Genomic DNA, 17,598 nt, shown 5'->3' on the forward strand with positions numbered 1-17,598 from the left:
GTGATGTTGATGAGTTTGGGAGGCACGGCGGCTCTTGCCAGGGGAGCATGGGGATGCTCTTGGTGAAAGGTGCTGGTCATGCCGCGGATGTCGAAGGTCGAGCTGTACGCGGCGATCCGGCGTGACCATCGCGGCGGCATGTCGATGCGGGAGCTTGAGAGCAAGCACGGGGTGACGTGGCGGACGGTGCGGAAGGCGCTGGACTCGTCTTGGCCGGAACCTCGCAAGAAGCTGCCGCCCCGGGCCACCAGGCTGGATCCGTACAAGCCGGTGATCGACGAGATCCTGCGGGCGGATCTGGACGCGCCGCGCAAGCAGCGGCACACGGTGACCCGGATCTTCCACCGGCTGGTCGAGGAGCACGGGGCGGACGTCTCCTACGGGGTGGTGCGTTACTACGTCGCCGGCCGGAAGCCGGAGATCCTGGTCGAGTCGGGCAAGGCTCCGCTGGAGGCGTTCGTCCCGCAGACCCACCTGCCGGGGCATGAGGCGGAGGCCGACTTCGGCGACGTGACCGTGCGTCTGGCCGGCGAGCTGGTGACCTGCTACCTGTTCTCCTTCCGGCTGTCGTACTCGGGCAAGGCTGTCCACCGGGTGTTCGCCTCTTGCGGCCAGGAAGCCTTCTTCGAGGGCCACGTCCACGCACTGCGGACGCTGGGCGGGGTGCCGCGGACCAAGGTCCGCTACGACAACCTGAAGGCCGCTGTCGCCAGGGTGATGGGGCAGGGCCGGGCGAGGACGGAGGCCGACCGGTGGATCGCCTTCCGTTCGCACTTCGGCATCGAGAGCTTCTACTGCCGGCCAGGCATCGAAGGAGCCCACGAAAAGGGCGGCGTCGAGGGGATGATCGGCTACTTCCGCCGCAACCACTTCGTTCCCGTCCCCGAGGTCGACTCGTTCGCCGAGCTGAACGAGATGGTCGAACAGTGGGACCGGCAGGACGACGCCCGCCGGATCGGGTCGAGGCCGAAGACGGTCGCGGAGTACTTCGCGCTCGAACAACCGCTGTTGATGCCGCTGCCGGAGGAGCCGTTCGAGACGGGCCGGGTGTTCACTCCGCGGGTCGACCGCTACGGACAGATCCCCGTCCGCACCAACCGCTACTCGGTCCCGATCCGACTGATCGGCAAGCGGGTGCGGGTCGTGCTGCACGCTTCCCATCTGGTGGTTTACGACCAGAACATGGAAGTGGCCCGGCACGAGCGGCTGATCGCGAAGGGCGCCGTCCGGCTGGACCTGGACCACTACCTGGAAGTCCTGGTCCGCAAGCCCGGTGCCTTTCCCGGCTCCACCGCCCTCGAACAGGCCCGCTCGGCAGGCAGGTTCACCCCGGTCCACGACGCCTGGTGGGACCAGGCCCGCAAGATCCACGGCGAGCGGGACGGCACCCGGGCCCTCATCGAGGTTCTCCTCCTGGGCCGGCACCTGCCCCACGAGCATGTCGTCGCCGGCCTGGCCTCGGCCCTGCGGGCAGGCGCCATGACCGCGGACGCCGTCGCTCTGGAGGCCCGCAAGGCGGCCCAGGCAGAGAACGAACCGGCCCCGGCGACCGACCGGCCGGCTCCTGACGAGCCGTCGGCGACCGTCACCTCGCTGCATGAGTGGCGGCTCGCGCACCTTCCTCCGGACACCAGGCCGCTGCCCTCGGTGACCCCCTACGACCAACTGCTCCGACGCCGCCGCACCAGCGGCGGTGAACACCGTGAGGGAGAAGCCCAGTGACCACCCTGCCCCGCCAGCGAGGCTTGACCGAGCAGGCCGCCGACGCCGCGATCGACAGTGCCTGCCGCCTGCTGCGGCTGCCCTCGATCCGCAACGAGTTCAACGAGATCGCCGACCGGGCGCTGAAAGACCAGATGAGCTACCGCGGCTTTCTCGCCGAGCTGCTGATGGCCGAGTGCGACGACCGGGCCCGCCGCCGATCGGAGCGGCGGATCAAGGCTGCGGGCTTCCCGCGGGAGAAATCGCTGCGGGCGTTCGACTTCGAGGCCAACCCGAACATCGACGCCGCGACCATCCACACCCTCGCCAGCTGCGAATGGATCAAGAAGAGTCAGCCGCTCTGCCTGATCGGGGACTCCGGCACCGGCAAGTCCCACATGCTCATCGCGCTGGGCACCGAGGCGGCGATGAAGGGCTACCGCGTCCGCTACACGCTCGCCACAAAGCTCGTGAACGAGCTGGTCGAGGCCGCCGACGAGAAGCAGCTGAACAAGACCATAGCCCGCTACGGCCGAGTCGACCTCCTCTACATCGACGAACTCGGCTACATGGAACTCGACCGCCGCGGCGCCGAACTCCTCTTCCAGGTCCTGACCGAACGCGAAGAGAAGAACAGCGTCGCCATCGCCTCCAACGAATCCTTCGGCGGCTGGACCAAGACCTTCACCGACCCCCGTCTCTGCGCGGCCATCGTCGACCGCCTCACCTTCAACGGCACCATCCTTGAGACCGGCACCGACTCCTACCGCCTCGCCAGCACGCGGGCACGAGCCGAGGAGCCGGCCAAGGCCGGGTGACCTCCTGCCGGTCACCGATCTCGACGGTCAGCCGCCCTGACGGGCGGCTGACCGTCCCGCTGATGACACTCGCTGCGCCCCCTGCTCGGTGGATCTCCGCACCCGTTTTCGACAGTGTGAATGAGGCTCTGTGCGTCAGCCCCAGTTGTGATCTCCAGTGAAGCCGTCGATGGACTCGCGCAGGATGTCCGCGTGACCCGCGTGGCGAGCGACTTCCTCAAGCATATGAATCAGTGCCCAGCGCAGTGACACGGTCGCGCCGTCGAAGAACGCGAATGCAGTGCCGGTGGCGTCGATGGCGAGGCTCTCGATCGCTTCGTCCGCGGCGGTCCGGGCACGGGCATAGAAGTCCAGGATGTCCTTGGCCGGTTCGTCATCGACTACGTGCCAGTCGGATGCCCCGTCGCCTTCGACTTCGAAGGGAAGAGGATCGCACTCGCGGTCGAACGTCAAACAGAACCAACCGAGTTCAGCACCGGCGAGATGCTTGAGCAGCCCGAGGAGGCTCATGCCCGACGGGGCTACCGGGAGGCGTAGTTGGTCATCGTCGAGGCCCTCAAGCTTCCAAAGCATCGCGTCGCGGTGTCGATCTAGGGCGATGTGCAGGCTTTCCTTCTCGCCGCCGGTAAACGGCACGTGTTTGACCATGCCCAGACCCTAGTGGCTGAAGCCACGACGCGGTGGTGCCGTCATTTCTCCTCGACATTGACGCGCCTATTGATCACTAACTGCCTCCGGAAACCATCAACAAACGCAGTTCCTTGAGATCAACGAAGCCAGTCACCCCGGCCTCGCTCAGCGACCGCGACACGGGCAAGGAAGTTCTCTTCCGCCTGCGCCTGTCGCACCCTGAGATCACCATGGTCCGGGGCAGACTCCGCCCACGCCGGGAACCTCGTGACCCGGGCAAAGAAGCACTTCAACGTTACGACTACTGATCTTTTCGTAAGTTCGGTGGGTGTGGTGGGTGGATGGTCAGGCCGGTGTGGGCGAGGAAGGACCATGGCAGTTGTGGGTTGGTGTTGATGCGGTGGATGCCTTGTTGGGTGGCGTCGGCGACATCGGCGAGGTGGTCGCCGGCGAGGTTGGCGAGTTCACGTTTCCTGAGTGAGGACCACAGCAGCTCCACCGGGTTCAGTTCGGGAGCGTAGGCGGGTAATCGCTCCAGGGTGAGCCAGTCCTGTTCCAGGGCCTCGATGAGGGCGGCGGTGTCGTAGCTGCCGGGCTTGAGATGGAAGCACAGGCGGGCCCCGCGATCAGGGTCGGTGGAGTGGTAGCCCAAGGCCCCGGCCATCGACGCGCGCTTCCAGTTCAGCCGGTGCCGCAGGAACGGAGTCCGCCCCCGGGGCGCGTAGGTGCGGCGGACCTGAGGGAGCAGGGAGACGCCTGATTCGTCGAGGAAGACGATCCAGGCACGTGTGTTCACGGCCCCTTTTTGATGCGCGGCCACTCGTGCGCGATCCAGCGGGCGATCTCCGGCTCGTCCCGCTCGACCGCCCGCCGCTCGGGCCGTTGCAGGCTCCATCCGAGCCTGCCGGGCAGCAGCCGCCACACCGACGCCCTCGACAGCACCACCCCCGTCGCCCGGCTGACGACCGCACCGACTCGTTCCAGGGTCCACAGGTCAGCCTCGAAACCATGAGCCTGGGCACCCTGCTCCAACGCGGCCCGGACCATCTCGACCTGGGTGTCATCCAGCTTGGGCGGGCGTCCGGTGGCTGCTCGTCTCCGCAGGGCCGAAGCACCGCCTCGCTCCCACACCCGCCGCCAGCGCCGCACACTCTCGGCACACACCCCCACCACCCTCGCGATCTCCGCATTCGAGACGCCGCCCTCGAACAACTCGACTGCCCGAACACGACGCGCCTCCGCCAACTGAGGCCGCGACAAAGGAGGAAGAGAGGAGCCGGCAGCCGAAGGGGAAGGTTGATAAGCCACCCCGACAGCCTCCCGCCCACACACCCACCACACCCACCGAACTTACGAAAAGATCAGCAGGCGCGCGGGTCTCGAATAGAGACACTCGCGCTTGTTCCCAGCACCGACCTCCTGCGAAGCGCAACGCGACTGGTCAACACGGCGTCTGCCCGGACCAACGCCACCCAGAAACCTCCGGATCAGCGGGAACCGACCACCTTCTCCCAGCACCGCCTCAGGGTGCCTCGTGAGTCTCCACTCGGACGCAGGTGACCACCCGGGGCTCGTCGTCCGTGTACTCGGGAAACGTCAGCACCAGTTTGTCCTTGCCGCCGCTGACCTGCATCTTCGAGTAGCCCGCGTCCTGGCCGTCGATGAGTCCCCCTGACAGTGTGTGCCTGCCCTCGATCGTCTTCTCCACCCTTTCGGGAACGTCATGGACCACATACGGAGCGCGCCGGTCAAACGTCACGGAGAGGCGGCCGCCCTCAAAGGACCAGCTGCCTTCGTCCGACCACGGAGTTTCCGTGCCCCCGCCGGTCACCAATAACGGACCGTCTTCGGATACGTCAATCCGTGCCCCCTTGCCGTTCTCTGCCTCGAACTGCCAGCTGCCCTTGAGGAACGCCCCCAGGGTCTGGGATCTGACGCTGGTGGAACCATTACCCGAGCAGGCAGCCACGGCCGCGGCCGCGACGCCCGCCAGCGCGTATCGGAGCGCTGCGCGGCGCCCCACCATCCGGACGAATCCCTCGGTGTCCATTGGATTTCCCGTCCTGTCTCCGCTATCGCAGGCAAGGGTGACGTGTACCCGACAACATTGCACTGCCAGTCTCAGGCCGGAGGAATAGCCGGCCATGACCTCCCCGGGGTCGACCTCGGGCCGCTGCCCCATCCGTCGATGGGGTAGCCACCTGCCCGGACGCCGAGTTGTCCCGGACCCACAAGGAAGGACACCCGGGTGTCATCGAGACCGTACGACGTCGGCGGGGTCAGACCCGTGCTCGCCAAGATCGCCTGGGCGAAGCCGGCACCTCACCGCAGGGTGACGCGGGCCGTCGGAGTCTTGCCCTCCAGTACGGCCCGGACACGCTGCTCCAGAACCCGGGCCCACTCCTGTGCTGTCGGCTTGCCGTCGACGGGCGCATGGACTGTTACCTCCACTGGTCCCACGCGTGCGAAAATGTGGGTGAAGCGTTGCGTGTTGAAGGTCAGCCCGTTGCCGCCAACGCCGGCCGGCTTCGGATCCCAGCAGTCGTACAGCTTCTGGTTCAGCGCGAGGTTCTCCTCGACCATCTTGGTTGCCTCGGCAACACTCGATGAGGGGCCGAAGCCGTCCTCACCGGTCGGCACGTTGAGCTCGAAGTGCGCGCCGTCGCCCTTGTCCTCATTACCGGCACTGACCATGCCCATGATCCCGAAACCATGTCCTTCAGCAGCCTCCTGCGGCATCGCACCGCACTCCAGGGCCCCGGCAGCGTTCTGCGCGTCGGCGGCGTCTCGCCAGCCCACCGAATCCGCCCCTGAGAGCTTCCAGTCGACGGGAAGTTCCTCTGTGGTGGGCAGCATTCTTGTGACCTCGTCCGAAGTGGGCAGACCGTTTCCGGAGGGGGCGGGCTGCTCCGGCGTCTGCTCGCCCTGGTCGTCGTCCACCTGCTGTGACGGCTCGGCGTTGCCGCCGTCGGAACAAGCGGTGACGGATGCCGTGAGAAGGACAGCGAGGGCTGCCCCGGCGATCGCCCGAGCCGCGACGGTGCGTTGACACCACATCTCCATACCCCAATTCCCCTTCAGGCAAGGCGTGCTGAACAGCCAACCCGGCCCCCCCGAGTCACCGGGTCCGGTAAGACTGCGACGGGGTGGGGTGCAGGCCGGGCCGTGTTGAGCGAGCGGGTGTGTATCTTCGCCGGCCTCGGACAGGCTCAGCAGGCTGCGTCGACGGAGCTCAGCTTGTTGTCGTGGGCAGGATTGAGGTCGCCCTTGAACCACCCCGGCATGGTTCCCAGCCGCCCGGTGTAGGTGCCGTCGTAGAGGATGATGGGGGTCGGTGTCCTGTTCCAGGCCGAGGTCGACTTGCCGTCGAGGTAGTCGGGGAGATGGTGTCGTCCGCAGCTGGGGACGACCCAGAGCAGCCCGTCGCCCTGGTAGTGCTGGAAGAAGCACGTGCCCGCCCCACAGCGGTCGTACGCGTCCTGCGCGATGACGTCGCTGCCGGCTCCGGTCACCCTGTACAGCCCGCTGACCCCGGCGACTTCGGTGAAGCGGGTCTCGGATGCGCTTGCGGAGCTTGGTCCGGCAAGCGTCGCTGCGAGCGCGGCGACACCGGCGAACACAGATAGCAATTTTCGCACGGATGTTCCCCCTTTTTTGGTGAGAAGTGGTGTGCTGGAGGTACTGAGATGGCGCGGCATTCCTGCTGTGACCAGTTGGACAAGGAGTGGAACGCGCGGGGGCGAAGCACGGCGTCGGCGCCTCCCCGTTCCCTCCCATCGTGACGCGCGCCGTCGGCTGCGAGTTGGCGATGCGTGCGGCCCTACTTGTCGCTCAGCGCAGCCCGTTCGCATCCGGCAGACCGCGCAGCGCCGCCTGCCGGAGCTCTCTGGGCGTCACGCCGTACGCGGCGCGGAACGCCCGACTGAAATCCGCCGGGCGCAGGATCCCCCACCGGGCGGCGACGGCGCTGATCGACCGCCGCCGCAGCCGGGGGTCGGTGAGGTCGGCATGGCAGCGTTCCAGGCGCCGCCGACGTATCGAGGCGCTGACGGTTTCCGGTTCGCTTCGGAACAGCAGGTGGAGGGTGCGTACGGAGACGTTGTGGTGGGCGGCGATGGCCGCAGGGTTCAACTCGGGGTCGCCCAGCTGGTGGTCGATGAAGGCGTTGATCCGGGCCAGCAGAACCGCGTTGCGTGTCTCGGCGGGCAGGGTGTCCTGGGCTCCGAGCCTGGCCGCCACCAGGGTGGCGGCCAGGTCCACCCCGATGGCGCCGAGCCGGGCCAACTCCGCCGGGTCGCAGGTGCGGGCGGCCTGCGGCAGCTGTGCCAGGTACAGGCCGAGCAGGGCCGCCGACCCGGCCAGGGGCGGCAGCGGCTCGGCCAGCAGCTGGTCGGCCCGGCCGTCGGCCAGCGGCGGGACGGGGCGCGGCAGCCGCATCAGGGTCAGGCGGGTCTGGCGGCCGTGGTCGAGGAACTCGCAGGCCAGCGGATGTGAGGTGGAGAAGAGGGCCATGTTGCCGGCTTGGAGGCAGGCGACGCCGCGCGCCTGCTCCAGCCGGACCGAGCTGTCCCGGACCAGGAGCAGATAGTAGTTCTCGGGGTCGTGGCGGCGGATGTGGACCGGCGAGCGGCGGGCAGTCATCGGGGAGAAATCGAAGGTCGTCACCTGACTGTGCGGCAGCACGACGGCTTCCGCCCGGCCCCGGAAGACGGCCGTGTGCGCGCTGCGTACCGCCACGGGCATGATTTCGTTGCCGACCATTTCGGACCACCAACCGAACCGCTCCGGCGCCGGGACGGAATCGGTGCCCACCGTCACCACCGGCCCCGTACCGCCCTGTCCTGGCATCTCCGTGAAATCGGGCATGCAACTGATACTGCCTGGCAGGACATCGATCGAGAAGACCGCCGCTTCGGCCTGGCGGCCGCTGGTGCCGGGCGCGCCGACGGTTCAGCACCCGGGAGACGGTCGTCGGCTGACCGGCGGGACGCCCCCCGGACTCCCGCTCGGCCGGGCCCTGCTCGTGCGAGACCCGCGGAATGCCCCGATACGCCGCAGCCCCCACCTTTCATCCGAGGCCGATCTTGAGACCATGAGCAGCCCGTGGCAGGCTCATGCCGCATGATCGATGAATTCGCGAAGGACAACCTGCACGGGAGACTGCGGCGGGACCGCAAGGCGCTGCTCTGGAAACTCGACGGCTTGTCCGAATACGACGCCCGCCGGCCTTTGACAGCGACCGGGACCAACCTCCTCGGCCTGGTCAAACACGTGGCCAGCGTCGAGGCCAGGTACTTCGGCGAGGTCTTCGACCGCCCTTCCCCGGAACCGCTGCCCCGGTGGCAGGACTCCGACGGCAGCGATCTGTGGGCGACCGAGGACGAGACCCGCGATCAGATCATCGGGTTCTACCGGCGCACGTGGGAACACTCGGACGCGACGATCAACGAGCTTCCCCTCGACGCCCCCGGCCACGCGCCGTGGTGGCCGGAGCCTCATGCCGACACGAACCTGTTCGCCGTCATGGTCCATGTCCTCGGCGAGTCCATCCGGCATGCCGGGCACGCCGACATCCTGCGCGAGGGCCTCGACGGCCGGACCGGGTTGCGCGCCGAACACGAGACGCGGATCGACGAGGAAGCCCGTGTGGCCTACCGTGCGAAGATCGAACAGGCCGCCAGGACGGCCGGACCAATCAATGCCCAGAGGTTGTCGCACGTGACGTGATGTTCGGGCGGCACGATGCCGGTCGTGGGTGCTGATCTGTCGAAACGTCTGGTTCCTGATGAACTCCGGGAGCCGGCAGCCCCGTTGCCGCCGTCGCTCCGCATCCCCGACAGCCTGCCCCTCGACGCGGCCGCACCCCTGCTCTGCGCCGGCATCACCACCTACTCGCCCCTCGCACACTGGAACGCCGGCCCCGGCAAGAAGGTCGCGGTCCTCGGCATGGGCGGCCTCGGGCACATCGCCATCCAGATCGCCCACGCCATGGGCGCCGAAGTCACCGTCCTCTCCCGCACGCTCGGCAAGAAGGACGACGGCCTGGCGCTGGGAGCCGACCACTACTACGCCACCGAGGACCCCGAGACGTTCACGCGGCTGGCCGGCACGTTCGACCTCATCCTGTGCACGATCTCCGGTGCCCTCCACTTCGACCAGTACCTCAACCTCCTGAAGCTGGACGGCACCCTGGTCAACGTCGGCGCCCCCGACGACGACATCGCGATGAACAACTGGGCCCTCATCCCCGCCCGCCGCTCCTACGCCGCCTCTTCCACCGGCGGCATGCCCGAGACCCAGGAAATGCTCGACTTCTGCGGCGACCACCAGATCAAGGCTCAGATGGAAACCATCGACATGCACGACATCAACGACGCTTTCGAACGCCTCAACCGGTCGCAAGTCCGCTACCGGTTCGTCATCGACATGACCAAGTTCCAGGGCTGACCGTCCAGTACGGGCACATCGCGGAATGTGGCCAAGTCGGAGTCGACCGTTTCCTCGGTCGACTACCAAGTGACCGAGGTGGTTGGCGGTCGGAGGACAGGTCCGCACGGTCCATGACTAACGTGTCGGCCTGGGCTTCGGGGGCTGCCGCCCGTGATGAGTGCGGTCCGGCCAGTCCGGTCGGGGATGTTCTCGGGTGTCCAATGGTTCATCGATGTCACGTTCCCTGGGGTGTTGGTTCCTGCGTACGAGGACGGGCAAGTTTGCGACGCCGGTGCGGCAACAGCTGTTCATCGTGCCGGGATGCCTACCGCGGATGAGTGCGCTTCGTCATGGAAGACCTCGATGTTCGTCTTGTGCACCGCTGTTGCGCTCTCGACGGGTTCACCGCCACCGAGATTGCGGGCGAATCGGGGAAAGGCTCCGGCGGAGACCTGAACGCGGAGTTGGTGTCCTTTCTTGAAGCGGTACGCCGTCGGTGAGAGCCGCACCGTCGCGCAGGTGGTGTCGTCGCCGACGTCGACGTGAACGAGGTCATCGCACACGTTGAGCGACTTGCCGTTCGGATCGACGTCGCACAGTCGCACGAATACATCGACGCTGGGACGGTCCGCGCGCACCCAGATGTCCGTGGTGACCTCACCGATCACCTCAAGGTCGTCGGTGAGCGGTGCGCTGGTGAAGGTGAGCACGTCGGGGCGCTCTTCCAGCTTCCTGTTGTCGACGGGACCTGCTCCCGCGGGGGTGAGTTTCGCTCCGCCCAGGGAGGGCGTGGGGTCGTTGGGGTCGTAGGTGAACGTCGAGGGCGGTTCTGTGGATCCCGCTGCGGCGGTGAGGGTGCCGTCGGCGCGGAGGTACAGCCGCTGGGGTTCGTACCCGGCGGGCGGCCACGCTTCGAAGTCGCGCCACTCGTCCGCGCCCATCACGTACAGCCGCACCGGAGCCCGGTGCGGGGGCTCTTGCCCGCCGGCGACAGCGGAGGCCCACTCGGCGACCTCGGTGACGGACGCGCCCATGCCGCGAGGGTCGGCGTGCCACCACGGTCCGACGGTCAGCCGGGGCTCACGGCCGGCGTCGACGAGAGCGGTGAAGTCCCGGAGCTGGTCAGCAAGGAAGATGTCGTGCCAGCCGGTGACAGAGCTGACCGGCACGGTGACGTCCGGGACGGTGCCGCTGCGGTCCAAGTCCTCCCAGTACGCGCTGCTCTGGTCGTGGTTCACGATCTGTTGGAAGAACTGCGACGTCCGGCCGAGCATCGCCTGGTCGACGTCCGTGATCGGCAAGGTGTTCATGGCGTTGGCGATGCGGCGCTGGTCCGCGCCGACCATCGACCGGAGCAGGTAGCCGCGCTGTTCCTGTGCGGCGGGCAGAGACGAGCCGTTGTGGGACTGCGGTGCGGTGTTCCAGGAGAAGTTCGTGATTGTCTCGAGGTCGACGCGGCCGGGCCGTGTGAGGCTGAGAGCGAGCCGGGAGGAGGTGATGTGCGGGACCATGGCCTTGACCTCGGGAGGGGCGGCGTCGGCGATGGCCCACTGGGTGTAGCCGAAGTAGCTGGATCCGGCGAGGATCACCCGGCCACTCGACCAGGACTGGTCGGCGAGCCACCGGAGTGTCGCGAGGCCGTCGGCGCGTTCGTTGCGCATGGCCAGGAACTCGCCGTCGGATCCGAACGTGCCGCGGGTGCTGACCATCAGTACTTGCAGTCCGCGTTCAGCGAGGACGGGGCCGTATAGCCATCCGAGGGGGCCGCCGCGCCCGTAGGCGGTGCGGACGACGACGACCGGTACCTCGGGGAGCGATCGTCCGCCGGTGTCGCGCGGGGTCCAGCGGTCGGCGACGAGCGTGGCACCGTCATCCATGGGTATCTTCAGGCCGCGTTCGACGTGGACCCGGCGTGAGGTGGCGGGCGGGAGCGGAGCCATGCGCTCCGCGAGGCGTCCCATCGCGGTCATGGTCATGCCTCCGGGGTGAGCGCGATGCGGCCGTCGAGGTCGCGGCTTTCCATGCGCTGGTGGGCGGTGACGGCCTGACTGAACGGCAGAACTTTGACGTCGGTGTTCGCGAGGCCGGCCGCGGTCGCCTCGACGGCCGCGGCGAGAGCGGCGGGAACGACCTGTGGATGGGCCGGCAGGAACGCGCCCGCGTTGAAGCCGCTGACGGTGACACTGCGGAACCAGAGCTGGTTGGTGTCCACTTGGTGGCCCCAGTCGTCGGACGCGTTGCCCGCGGCGATGAGACGGCTGCCCGGGAACATCACGTCGAGGCTCTGGGTGCGGAGCGTTCCGCCGACGGGGTCGATCACCACGTCGAACTTCTCGTCACCGAGCGCGCTGTGCAGGTCTGTGGAGTCCACGATCCGGTCGTAGGGAAGCTTCGTCGCCGCGGCGGCGGCGAGTTTGCCCGGCCGAACCGTGCCGACGACGCGGGACGCGCCGAGCTGCTTCGCGACGCCCGGGAAACCGGCGGACAGGCCGCCGAGAGCGCCGTGCACGAGGACCCTCTCACCGTCGACGAGATGCGCGACCCGTGTCAGAGCCACGTGCGCCATCGCGGCGTTCGGAATCACCGATACGGCGAGGGCGGGGTCGATGCCGCGCCCCTCGATCGAGACGGTCAGCGGAGCCTTGGCAATGTAGACGGAGGCGTACTCACCGGTGCCGGTGCCTCCGGACAGAGCGACCACCTGCTCCCCGACGGCCGGCCCGGCCACGCCATCGCCGAGCGCGCGGACCGTACCGGCAACTTCAAGGCCGGGTACGAACGGTGGCTGTGGCATGCCGGATTGGTCCTTGTACCGGCCCTGTCTGAAGAGCACGTCGATCAGGCCGACCGCGGAGTGCGAGACGTCGATCGCGATCTCTCCAGGGCCCGGGGTCGGGTCCGGGAGGCCAGTGACGAGCTCAAGTGCGGCCGGGTCGCCGAACTGCGTGGCCTGTACTGCCTGCATGGATCTTTCCTCTCCAGTGGATGGCTGTTCCCCATCGATTTAACGCACCTCGTGATGTGTTATTGGAACGAGCACGATCGGCCGTTTAGCGCATCATGGTGCGCGTTATAGTGGTCATATGAAGGAGCGAGCACGATCCGCGCAGGACAAAGCGCAACGGTCGGAGGATCTGCTGCGCGCAGCGGAGGCACTGGCGACGGAGCTCGGCGGCGTCCGATTCATCACTGTGCAGGCAGTCACCGAGCGCGCAGGCCTGCACCGCACCGGCGTGCGCCGGTACTACTCGAGCAGAGAAGAGCTGTTGCTCGAGCTCGCAGAGCGCGGCTGGAGCCAGTGGCGGGCTGCGATCTCCGCGGCGGTGGCCCAGCGAGCCGGCCTCGGACCAGAGGACGTCGCCGGCGTCGTCACGGACACGATCACCACGCTGCCGGTGTTCTGCGACCTCCTCACCCACGTCACGTTGACGCTCGAGGGCGACGTCGACATGGAACGAGCACGCCAGTACAAGACCGCGTCGTTCGCCGCGTACGACGCGATCGTCGACCACCTCGGCCTCGTGAGCTCGATGACCCCGGACCAGCTGCGCGGACTCCTCGCGGCGACCCTCGCGCTGGCCTCGAACGGGTGGCAGGTGTCCCACCCCACGCCCACCCTCGCCGCGCTCTACGAGCAAGTGCCCGAATGGGGCCACGTCGCATTTGATTTCGCCCCACGGCTGAAGCTGCTCCTGACAGCACTCGCGGTCGGCTTGCATGGCGTCCTCCCGGACACCGGCCCGGCTCCGGGGGCGAATTGAAATCTGTCACCGGAGCCCTTTGCGACCTCGCGTCGATGTGGGTTGAAGGGGGGGACCAGCACACCGTGCTCCTGGCAGTGCGATGGATCCTGGCCGTGACATCGACTGCCAGGAGCTTTGTCGTTCTGTCAAGCTGTCCGACCCGCGGCAGCCAGGTCGGATTGGAAATGGCTCACTGATGGTGTGTCGGCGGAACTTGGGGCGTTGTTTCGGCGCATGTCCATGCCGGCTCGTCGTCGATGATGGATCGGGCGGTACGGCGGGCGAGGGCCATGATGGTGATCATCGGGTTGACCCCCAGGGCAGTGGGGAGGGCGGAACTGTCTCCGATCCAGACGCCCTTGGTGTCGTGCAGCTGTCCCCAGGTGTCGGCGACCGAGACAGTGGGGTCGGTGCCCATCCGACAAGTACCCATCTGATGTGCTGCCACGATCGTCCAACCACCGGCGCCGACCGAAAGATCACTCAACGCCCGGAGGTAGGCGTCGAGGTCTTCGCCCTCCTGCCACGTCGGCGCTCCCTCTGCCACCGCGATCACGCGCCGGGCGCCGGCAGCCACATGCAGCCGGACGCTCGTCTCCAGTCCCCGCCGAATCGTCTCCAGGTCCGCCGGGTCGTCGACCGCGTAGGAGACCACAGGCTTTCCGTCCTCGTCGACCACGACCCGGCCTGAGCTTCGATCGCGCGTCAGCACGACTGAGGGCACGCAGTTCCGGAACGACAGCATGGTCTCCTTGTGCTGTTCGCCGGAGACGAGGGGCATTGCCGACGCCGACATCGAAGGTGAGTAGTGGATCAGTTCGATCAGGAACCCGCTCTCCTGGAACTGGTCGATCACCCCCGCCTGGGGTGGACCCTTCCCAGCAGTTTCGTTGCAGCGTGAAGGCGGTCGGACCGGCGGGAGGAAGTCATCGCGCTCGGATCTCCGCCCGAACCACCTGCGCCTCGTGCGCGGCCGGGGCCGCCACCCCTGGCTTGACTGAGGCACGAAGGGTCTCTGAACAGGCAGTTCGTCGTCCGGGGGGAGGTTCTCGCTCAGCACCTGGATCGGACTCCATCTGGGTGTTTCTGCCTGTTCCTGGCCGCTGTTGGCCACGCGTTGGCCACACGACCAACTGTCGTGTTGGCCGTGCGGCGGCCGGTACGGTCATTTCGGGATCAGCTGCCCGGGTCGTGCTCCGTCGTCGGCCCCGTCTCGGCCGGGTCGAGCCGGTAGCCGTGCCCGCGCAGAGTGGTGATCGTCGGCAGGCGCGTGGCGTCGGGCGCGTCGGCCGCCGCTTGGTGGAGGCGGCGGCGCAGGGAGGCCAGGGTGACGTCGAGTGTTTTCGTGGGGCCGAACCAGTTCTCGTCCCAGACCTGGGCCATGAGAGCTTCGCGTGACACCGCGGCGCCCGCGTGGCGGGCGAGGACGGCGAGGAGTTCGAACTCCTTGGGGCGCAGCGCGATTTCCCGCCCGGCGAGCAGACAGCGCCGGGCGGTGGTGTCCACGGTCAGGTCGCCGAGCCGGATCGGTCCCTCCTGTCGGCCGGACGCCGGCGGTCTGCGGCGCAGATGCGCGCGCGGCCGTGCCAGCAGGACCGTCAGCGTGAAGGGTTTGACGAGGTAGTCGTCAGCGCCGGCATCGAGGCCGGCGATCACGTCGATTTCGTCGCTGCGGGCGGTGAGGATGACGATCAGCACGTCGGGGAAGTCCGCCCGGAGGGCGCGGGCGACGTCGACGCCGTCGGTGTCGGGGAGCCCCAGGTCCAGCAGCACGATGGAGTAGGCGTGCGCCCGGATCTCGGCCATCGCGCTCAGTCCGGTCCGGCACCAGGTGGTGCCGTAACCGTGACCGCGCAGTCCGGCGTCCAGATGGCGTCCGATCGTGTCGTCGTCCTCGACGACCAGGACCCGGGGCCCTTCCTGGAGTGCGGGCGGGCTCATACCCCGAAGCATAGGCGCGGCCCGCCCGCGTGGGCCCGGTACCGATCCTGGCCCCTCATAGATCCCGGAGTTCTTCCACGGGCGGCCGGGACGAGCGGCGGGCGGCGTTCAGTGCCGAGCCGCCGATCGCCACGACCGCGGCGCCCGTGGTGAGCGCGAGATAGCCCCAGGGGACGGCGATGGTCGCTGGTGGTGGGTCGAAGATGCCGGTCAGGACCTTCACCAGCATCTGGGACAGGGCCCAGCCGATGAGTGCTCCGCCTGCCAGGCCCCCGACGGTTGTGACCACCGCCTCGCTCAGGACAAGTCCGCGCAGTTGGCGTTTCGTGGCGCCGAGGACGGTGGTCAGGGCGAACGTGCGGCGCCGTTCCGCCAGCCCGAGTGCGAGGACGATGCCTCCGGACGCGGCGGCGAGCAGCACCGCGAATCCGAGTTCGATACGGGTGAGCCCGGCCAGGTCGACCGAGGTGAGGCTGGAGCCGACGGTGGCGCGGGTGTGCGTGATGTCGGTGACGTTCGCGCTCGTGCCCAGCCGGTGGCGCAGTTCGGCGGCGACGCTCTTCTGGCCGGTGCCTGAGGTGTCGAGGAGGAAGGCGCCGATCGCGTCGCTGCCGGTGGCCTTGGCGACGTACGAGGCGTTCGTGACGAAGAAGCTGTCCTTGGGGGCGGTGGGGAACTCCTTGACGACGCCCGCGTAGTGGAAGGGGACGGTGTGCAGCGACTTCGTACGGCTGTCCTGGAGCCGCAGATTCAGGGTGTCGCCGGGGCTGAGCTGGAAGTCCTTGACGGTTTCCTGGCTGACCAGGATCGAGTCGGGGCGGGTGGTGAGCTTGTGCATGAGGCTCTTGGCGGTGCCGCCGACGAAGTACGCGTCCTGCAGAGAGGTCGCCGACGCGATGCTCGCCGGCTGGACTCCGTACAGGTCCTGGAGGTCGGCGCCGACGTACGCGAACCGGTGCTGGAGAGGTTCCACGTGGCGTACGCCCGCCGTTTTGAGGGCCTTACCCGCGTCCGGGCCGACGCTGACGCCGGGTGATTCGGTGACCGTGACGTCGGCGCCGTTGGTGAGTCGCGCGTCGACCTCGGCCTGCTGCTTGTAGGTGGAGTTGAGTGTCGCGGTGGACGCGGCGAAGGCGATGGCCAGTGCGAGGAGCACCACGGCGCGGGCCAGCGGGCGCCGCCGCCGGGACATGCTCGCCGCTGTCGTCCCGGCGAGGGTGCCGGTCAGCGGACGCGTCAGCCGGGCCACGAACCGCCGTCCGTGGGCGAGTAGCAGGATGGCCAGCCGGTAGAGCAGCAGGGCGGAGCCGAACCAGAGCAGGGCGGGGCCGAGGAAGGCCCAGTACGACACCGAGATGCTCGGCACCCCCTCCGGTGCGAGGACCAGCGCGTACTGGTTGCCGCTGGACGCCCGGAACACGAGGAGCGATACGGCGAGCAGAATCAGGTCGACGCCGTACCGCATCCACCACGGGGAGCGTGCCCGGCCGACGACCCGGCGGGCAGCCGCGACCGTACCGCCGCGCAGGTCACGCAGCGCGGGCACGAGGACGGCGACCCCGGCGACCAGCAGTCCGAGGACCAGGGAGAGTGCGAACCAGCCGCCGGCCGAGGTGCCTCTCGCCCCGAACGAGGCGGTGCCGAAGGCGATCCGGCCCGCCACGGCCGCGACCCCGAGGCCCAGCAGCCCGCCCGTCGCCCCGATGACGGCCGCCTCGGCGCCCGCCAGAGCGGCCACCTGGCGCGGGCGGAGTCCGCGGGTGCGCAGCAGGGCCTGTTCACGGCGCCTCCGGTCGGCACCGGCGCCCGCGACGGCCGCGGTCAGCAGGGCTGCCAGCACCGCTGGCGTGGACCAGTCCGCACAGGAGTTTCAGCAGGTTCTCGCCGGTCAGGGCGGGGGCCGGGCGGTGCTCCGCCTCGGTCGCCGCGGCACCGAGGTCGCGTACCGAGTCCTCCAGGACGGCCTCGAGCATCGTGCGCTGGGTCGGGAAGAGGCGGTAGACCGTGTTGTTCCTTCCGATGTCGTTCCCCACATGCTGCGGCTTCGGCAGCACGGCTACGACCAGGTCGTGGCCCGCCGCGACCGTTCGGGCGAGGGAGCGGTGCGCAGCGCACTCAGTTCCGCGTACTACCGGGCCATGGGCCGGTGTATGGACGTCGAAGTCATCGATGGTGAAGGGGACTTCAGACTTCTGTCACGTACGGCCGTGGATGCGGTCCTCGCTCTGCCCGAGGCCAACCGGCTCTCCAAGGGAATCTTCTCCTGGATCGGCTTCGACACCATCAGCTTCGCCTATCACAACGCCAGCCGCGGGGTGTGTCAACTTAACGGCTGA

16 protein-coding genes and 3 pseudogenes are annotated in these 17,598 nt (G+C 68.3%); 7 read left to right on the forward strand and 12 right to left on the reverse strand.

Annotation, left to right across the window (positions count from 1 at the left end):
- The first annotated feature begins 87 nt into the window (after positions 1 to 87).
- On the forward strand, positions 88 to 1,722 hold the full coding sequence (istA, locus tag ACFWV8_RS19595; protein ID WP_384203531.1) for an IS21 family transposase: 1,635 nt from the start codon (positions 88 to 90) through the stop codon (positions 1,720 to 1,722).
- The gene (gene istB, locus ACFWV8_RS19600; RefSeq protein ID WP_384203459.1) at positions 1,719 to 2,519 is read left to right on the forward strand and encodes an IS21-like element helper ATPase IstB; all 801 of its coding nucleotides are present in this window, start codon (positions 1,719 to 1,721) and stop codon (positions 2,517 to 2,519) included. The genes istA and istB overlap by 4 nt, the downstream gene beginning before the upstream one ends.
- 135 nt (positions 2,520 to 2,654) lie before the next feature.
- Here the strand turns inward: istB and ACFWV8_RS19605 are convergent, their stop codons facing one another.
- Positions 2,655 to 3,167: a DinB family protein gene (locus ACFWV8_RS19605; RefSeq protein ID WP_384203462.1), complete on the reverse strand. Its 513-nt coding sequence runs from the start codon at positions 3,165 to 3,167 to the stop codon at positions 2,655 to 2,657.
- A gap of 131 nt (positions 3,168 to 3,298) precedes the next feature.
- Between ACFWV8_RS19605 and ACFWV8_RS19610 the strand changes: the two are divergent.
- Positions 3,299 to 3,494, forward strand: a pseudogene (locus ACFWV8_RS19610) (IS5/IS1182 family transposase); the annotation flags it as partial.
- Here ACFWV8_RS19610 and ACFWV8_RS19615 read toward each other — a convergent pair.
- The 6 genes from ACFWV8_RS19615 to ACFWV8_RS19640 all read right to left on the reverse strand — a co-directional run bounded on the left by ACFWV8_RS19615 (position 3,451) and on the right by ACFWV8_RS19640 (position 8,015).
- On the reverse strand, positions 3,451 to 3,945 hold the full coding sequence (locus ACFWV8_RS19615) for a transposase (RefSeq protein WP_384203465.1): 495 nt from the start codon (positions 3,943 to 3,945) through the stop codon (positions 3,451 to 3,453). The pseudogene ACFWV8_RS19610 and the gene ACFWV8_RS19615 sit on opposite strands and share 44 nt — an antisense overlap.
- Complete coding sequence (locus tag ACFWV8_RS19620; protein ID WP_384203467.1) at positions 3,942 to 4,490, reverse strand: winged helix-turn-helix domain-containing protein; 549 nt, start codon at positions 4,488 to 4,490, stop codon at positions 3,942 to 3,944. The genes ACFWV8_RS19615 and ACFWV8_RS19620 overlap by 4 nt, the downstream gene beginning before the upstream one ends.
- Positions 4,491 to 4,671: 181 nt before the next feature.
- Positions 4,672 to 5,295: a hypothetical protein gene (locus ACFWV8_RS19625; protein ID WP_384203470.1), complete on the reverse strand. Its 624-nt coding sequence runs from the start codon at positions 5,293 to 5,295 to the stop codon at positions 4,672 to 4,674.
- A gap of 176 nt (positions 5,296 to 5,471) precedes the next feature.
- Entirely contained in the window at positions 5,472 to 6,212 is a 741-nt protein-coding gene (locus ACFWV8_RS19630) for a hypothetical protein (RefSeq protein WP_384203473.1), read from the reverse strand.
- A 146-nt stretch (positions 6,213 to 6,358) separates the two neighbouring features.
- Positions 6,359 to 6,787 carry a peptidase inhibitor family I36 protein gene (locus ACFWV8_RS19635; protein WP_384203476.1) on the reverse strand — a complete coding sequence of 143 codons (429 nt, stop codon included), beginning with the start codon at positions 6,785 to 6,787 and terminating at the stop codon, positions 6,359 to 6,361.
- 193 nt (positions 6,788 to 6,980) lie between these two features.
- Positions 6,981 to 8,015, reverse strand: coding sequence for a helix-turn-helix domain-containing protein (locus tag ACFWV8_RS19640; protein ID WP_384203479.1), 1,035 nt, complete (start codon positions 8,013 to 8,015; stop codon positions 6,981 to 6,983).
- A 255-nt stretch (positions 8,016 to 8,270) separates the two neighbouring features.
- Here ACFWV8_RS19640 and ACFWV8_RS19645 point away from each other — a divergent pair, with 255 nt between their 5' ends.
- Positions 8,271 to 8,876, forward strand: coding sequence for a DinB family protein (locus tag ACFWV8_RS19645; RefSeq protein WP_384203482.1), 606 nt, complete (start codon positions 8,271 to 8,273; stop codon positions 8,874 to 8,876).
- Positions 8,877 to 8,969: 93 nt separating this feature from the next.
- Positions 8,970 to 9,596 (forward strand): annotated as a pseudogene (locus ACFWV8_RS19650) (NAD(P)-dependent alcohol dehydrogenase); the annotation flags it as partial.
- A 290-nt stretch (positions 9,597 to 9,886) separates the two neighbouring features.
- Here ACFWV8_RS19650 and ACFWV8_RS19655 read toward each other — a convergent pair.
- Together ACFWV8_RS19655 and ACFWV8_RS19660 are read right to left on the reverse strand one after the other, a co-directional pair.
- Positions 9,887 to 11,554 carry a CocE/NonD family hydrolase gene (locus ACFWV8_RS19655; protein ID WP_384203484.1) on the reverse strand — a complete coding sequence of 556 codons (1,668 nt, stop codon included), beginning with the start codon at positions 11,552 to 11,554 and terminating at the stop codon, positions 9,887 to 9,889.
- Entirely contained in the window at positions 11,551 to 12,543 is a 993-nt protein-coding gene (locus ACFWV8_RS19660; protein WP_384203486.1) for a zinc-binding alcohol dehydrogenase family protein, read from the reverse strand. The genes ACFWV8_RS19655 and ACFWV8_RS19660 overlap by 4 nt, the downstream gene beginning before the upstream one ends.
- 118 nt (positions 12,544 to 12,661) lie before the next feature.
- Here ACFWV8_RS19660 and ACFWV8_RS19665 point away from each other — a divergent pair, with 118 nt between their 5' ends.
- Positions 12,662 to 13,339: a TetR family transcriptional regulator gene (locus ACFWV8_RS19665; protein WP_384203488.1), complete on the forward strand. Its 678-nt coding sequence runs from the start codon at positions 12,662 to 12,664 to the stop codon at positions 13,337 to 13,339.
- Between the two features lie 172 nt (positions 13,340 to 13,511).
- On the opposite strand, the gene ACFWV8_RS19670 is transcribed toward ACFWV8_RS19665, so the two are convergent.
- The 3 genes from ACFWV8_RS19670 to ACFWV8_RS19680 all read right to left on the reverse strand — a co-directional run bounded on the left by ACFWV8_RS19670 (position 13,512) and on the right by ACFWV8_RS19680 (position 17,102).
- Positions 13,512 to 14,177 carry a GMC family oxidoreductase gene (locus ACFWV8_RS19670; RefSeq protein ID WP_384203490.1) on the reverse strand — a complete coding sequence of 222 codons (666 nt, stop codon included), beginning with the start codon at positions 14,175 to 14,177 and terminating at the stop codon, positions 13,512 to 13,514.
- 320 nt (positions 14,178 to 14,497) lie between these two features.
- Positions 14,498 to 15,262: a response regulator transcription factor gene (locus ACFWV8_RS19675; RefSeq protein ID WP_384203493.1), complete on the reverse strand. Its 765-nt coding sequence runs from the start codon at positions 15,260 to 15,262 to the stop codon at positions 14,498 to 14,500.
- Positions 15,263 to 15,317: 55 nt separating this feature from the next.
- On the reverse strand, positions 15,318 to 17,102 hold the full coding sequence (locus ACFWV8_RS19680; RefSeq protein WP_384203496.1) for an ABC transporter permease: 1,785 nt from the start codon (positions 17,100 to 17,102) through the stop codon (positions 15,318 to 15,320).
- Between the two features lie 187 nt (positions 17,103 to 17,289).
- Between ACFWV8_RS19680 and ACFWV8_RS19685 the strand changes: the two are divergent.
- A pseudogene (locus ACFWV8_RS19685) lies at positions 17,290 to 17,574 on the forward strand (sugar transferase); the annotation flags it as partial.
- Positions 17,575 to 17,598 lie beyond the last annotated feature (24 nt).

Origin of the sequence: Streptomyces sp. NPDC058665, from assembly GCF_042714995.1 — a bacterium.
Lineage (GTDB): Bacteria > Actinomycetota > Actinomycetes > Streptomycetales > Streptomycetaceae > Streptomyces.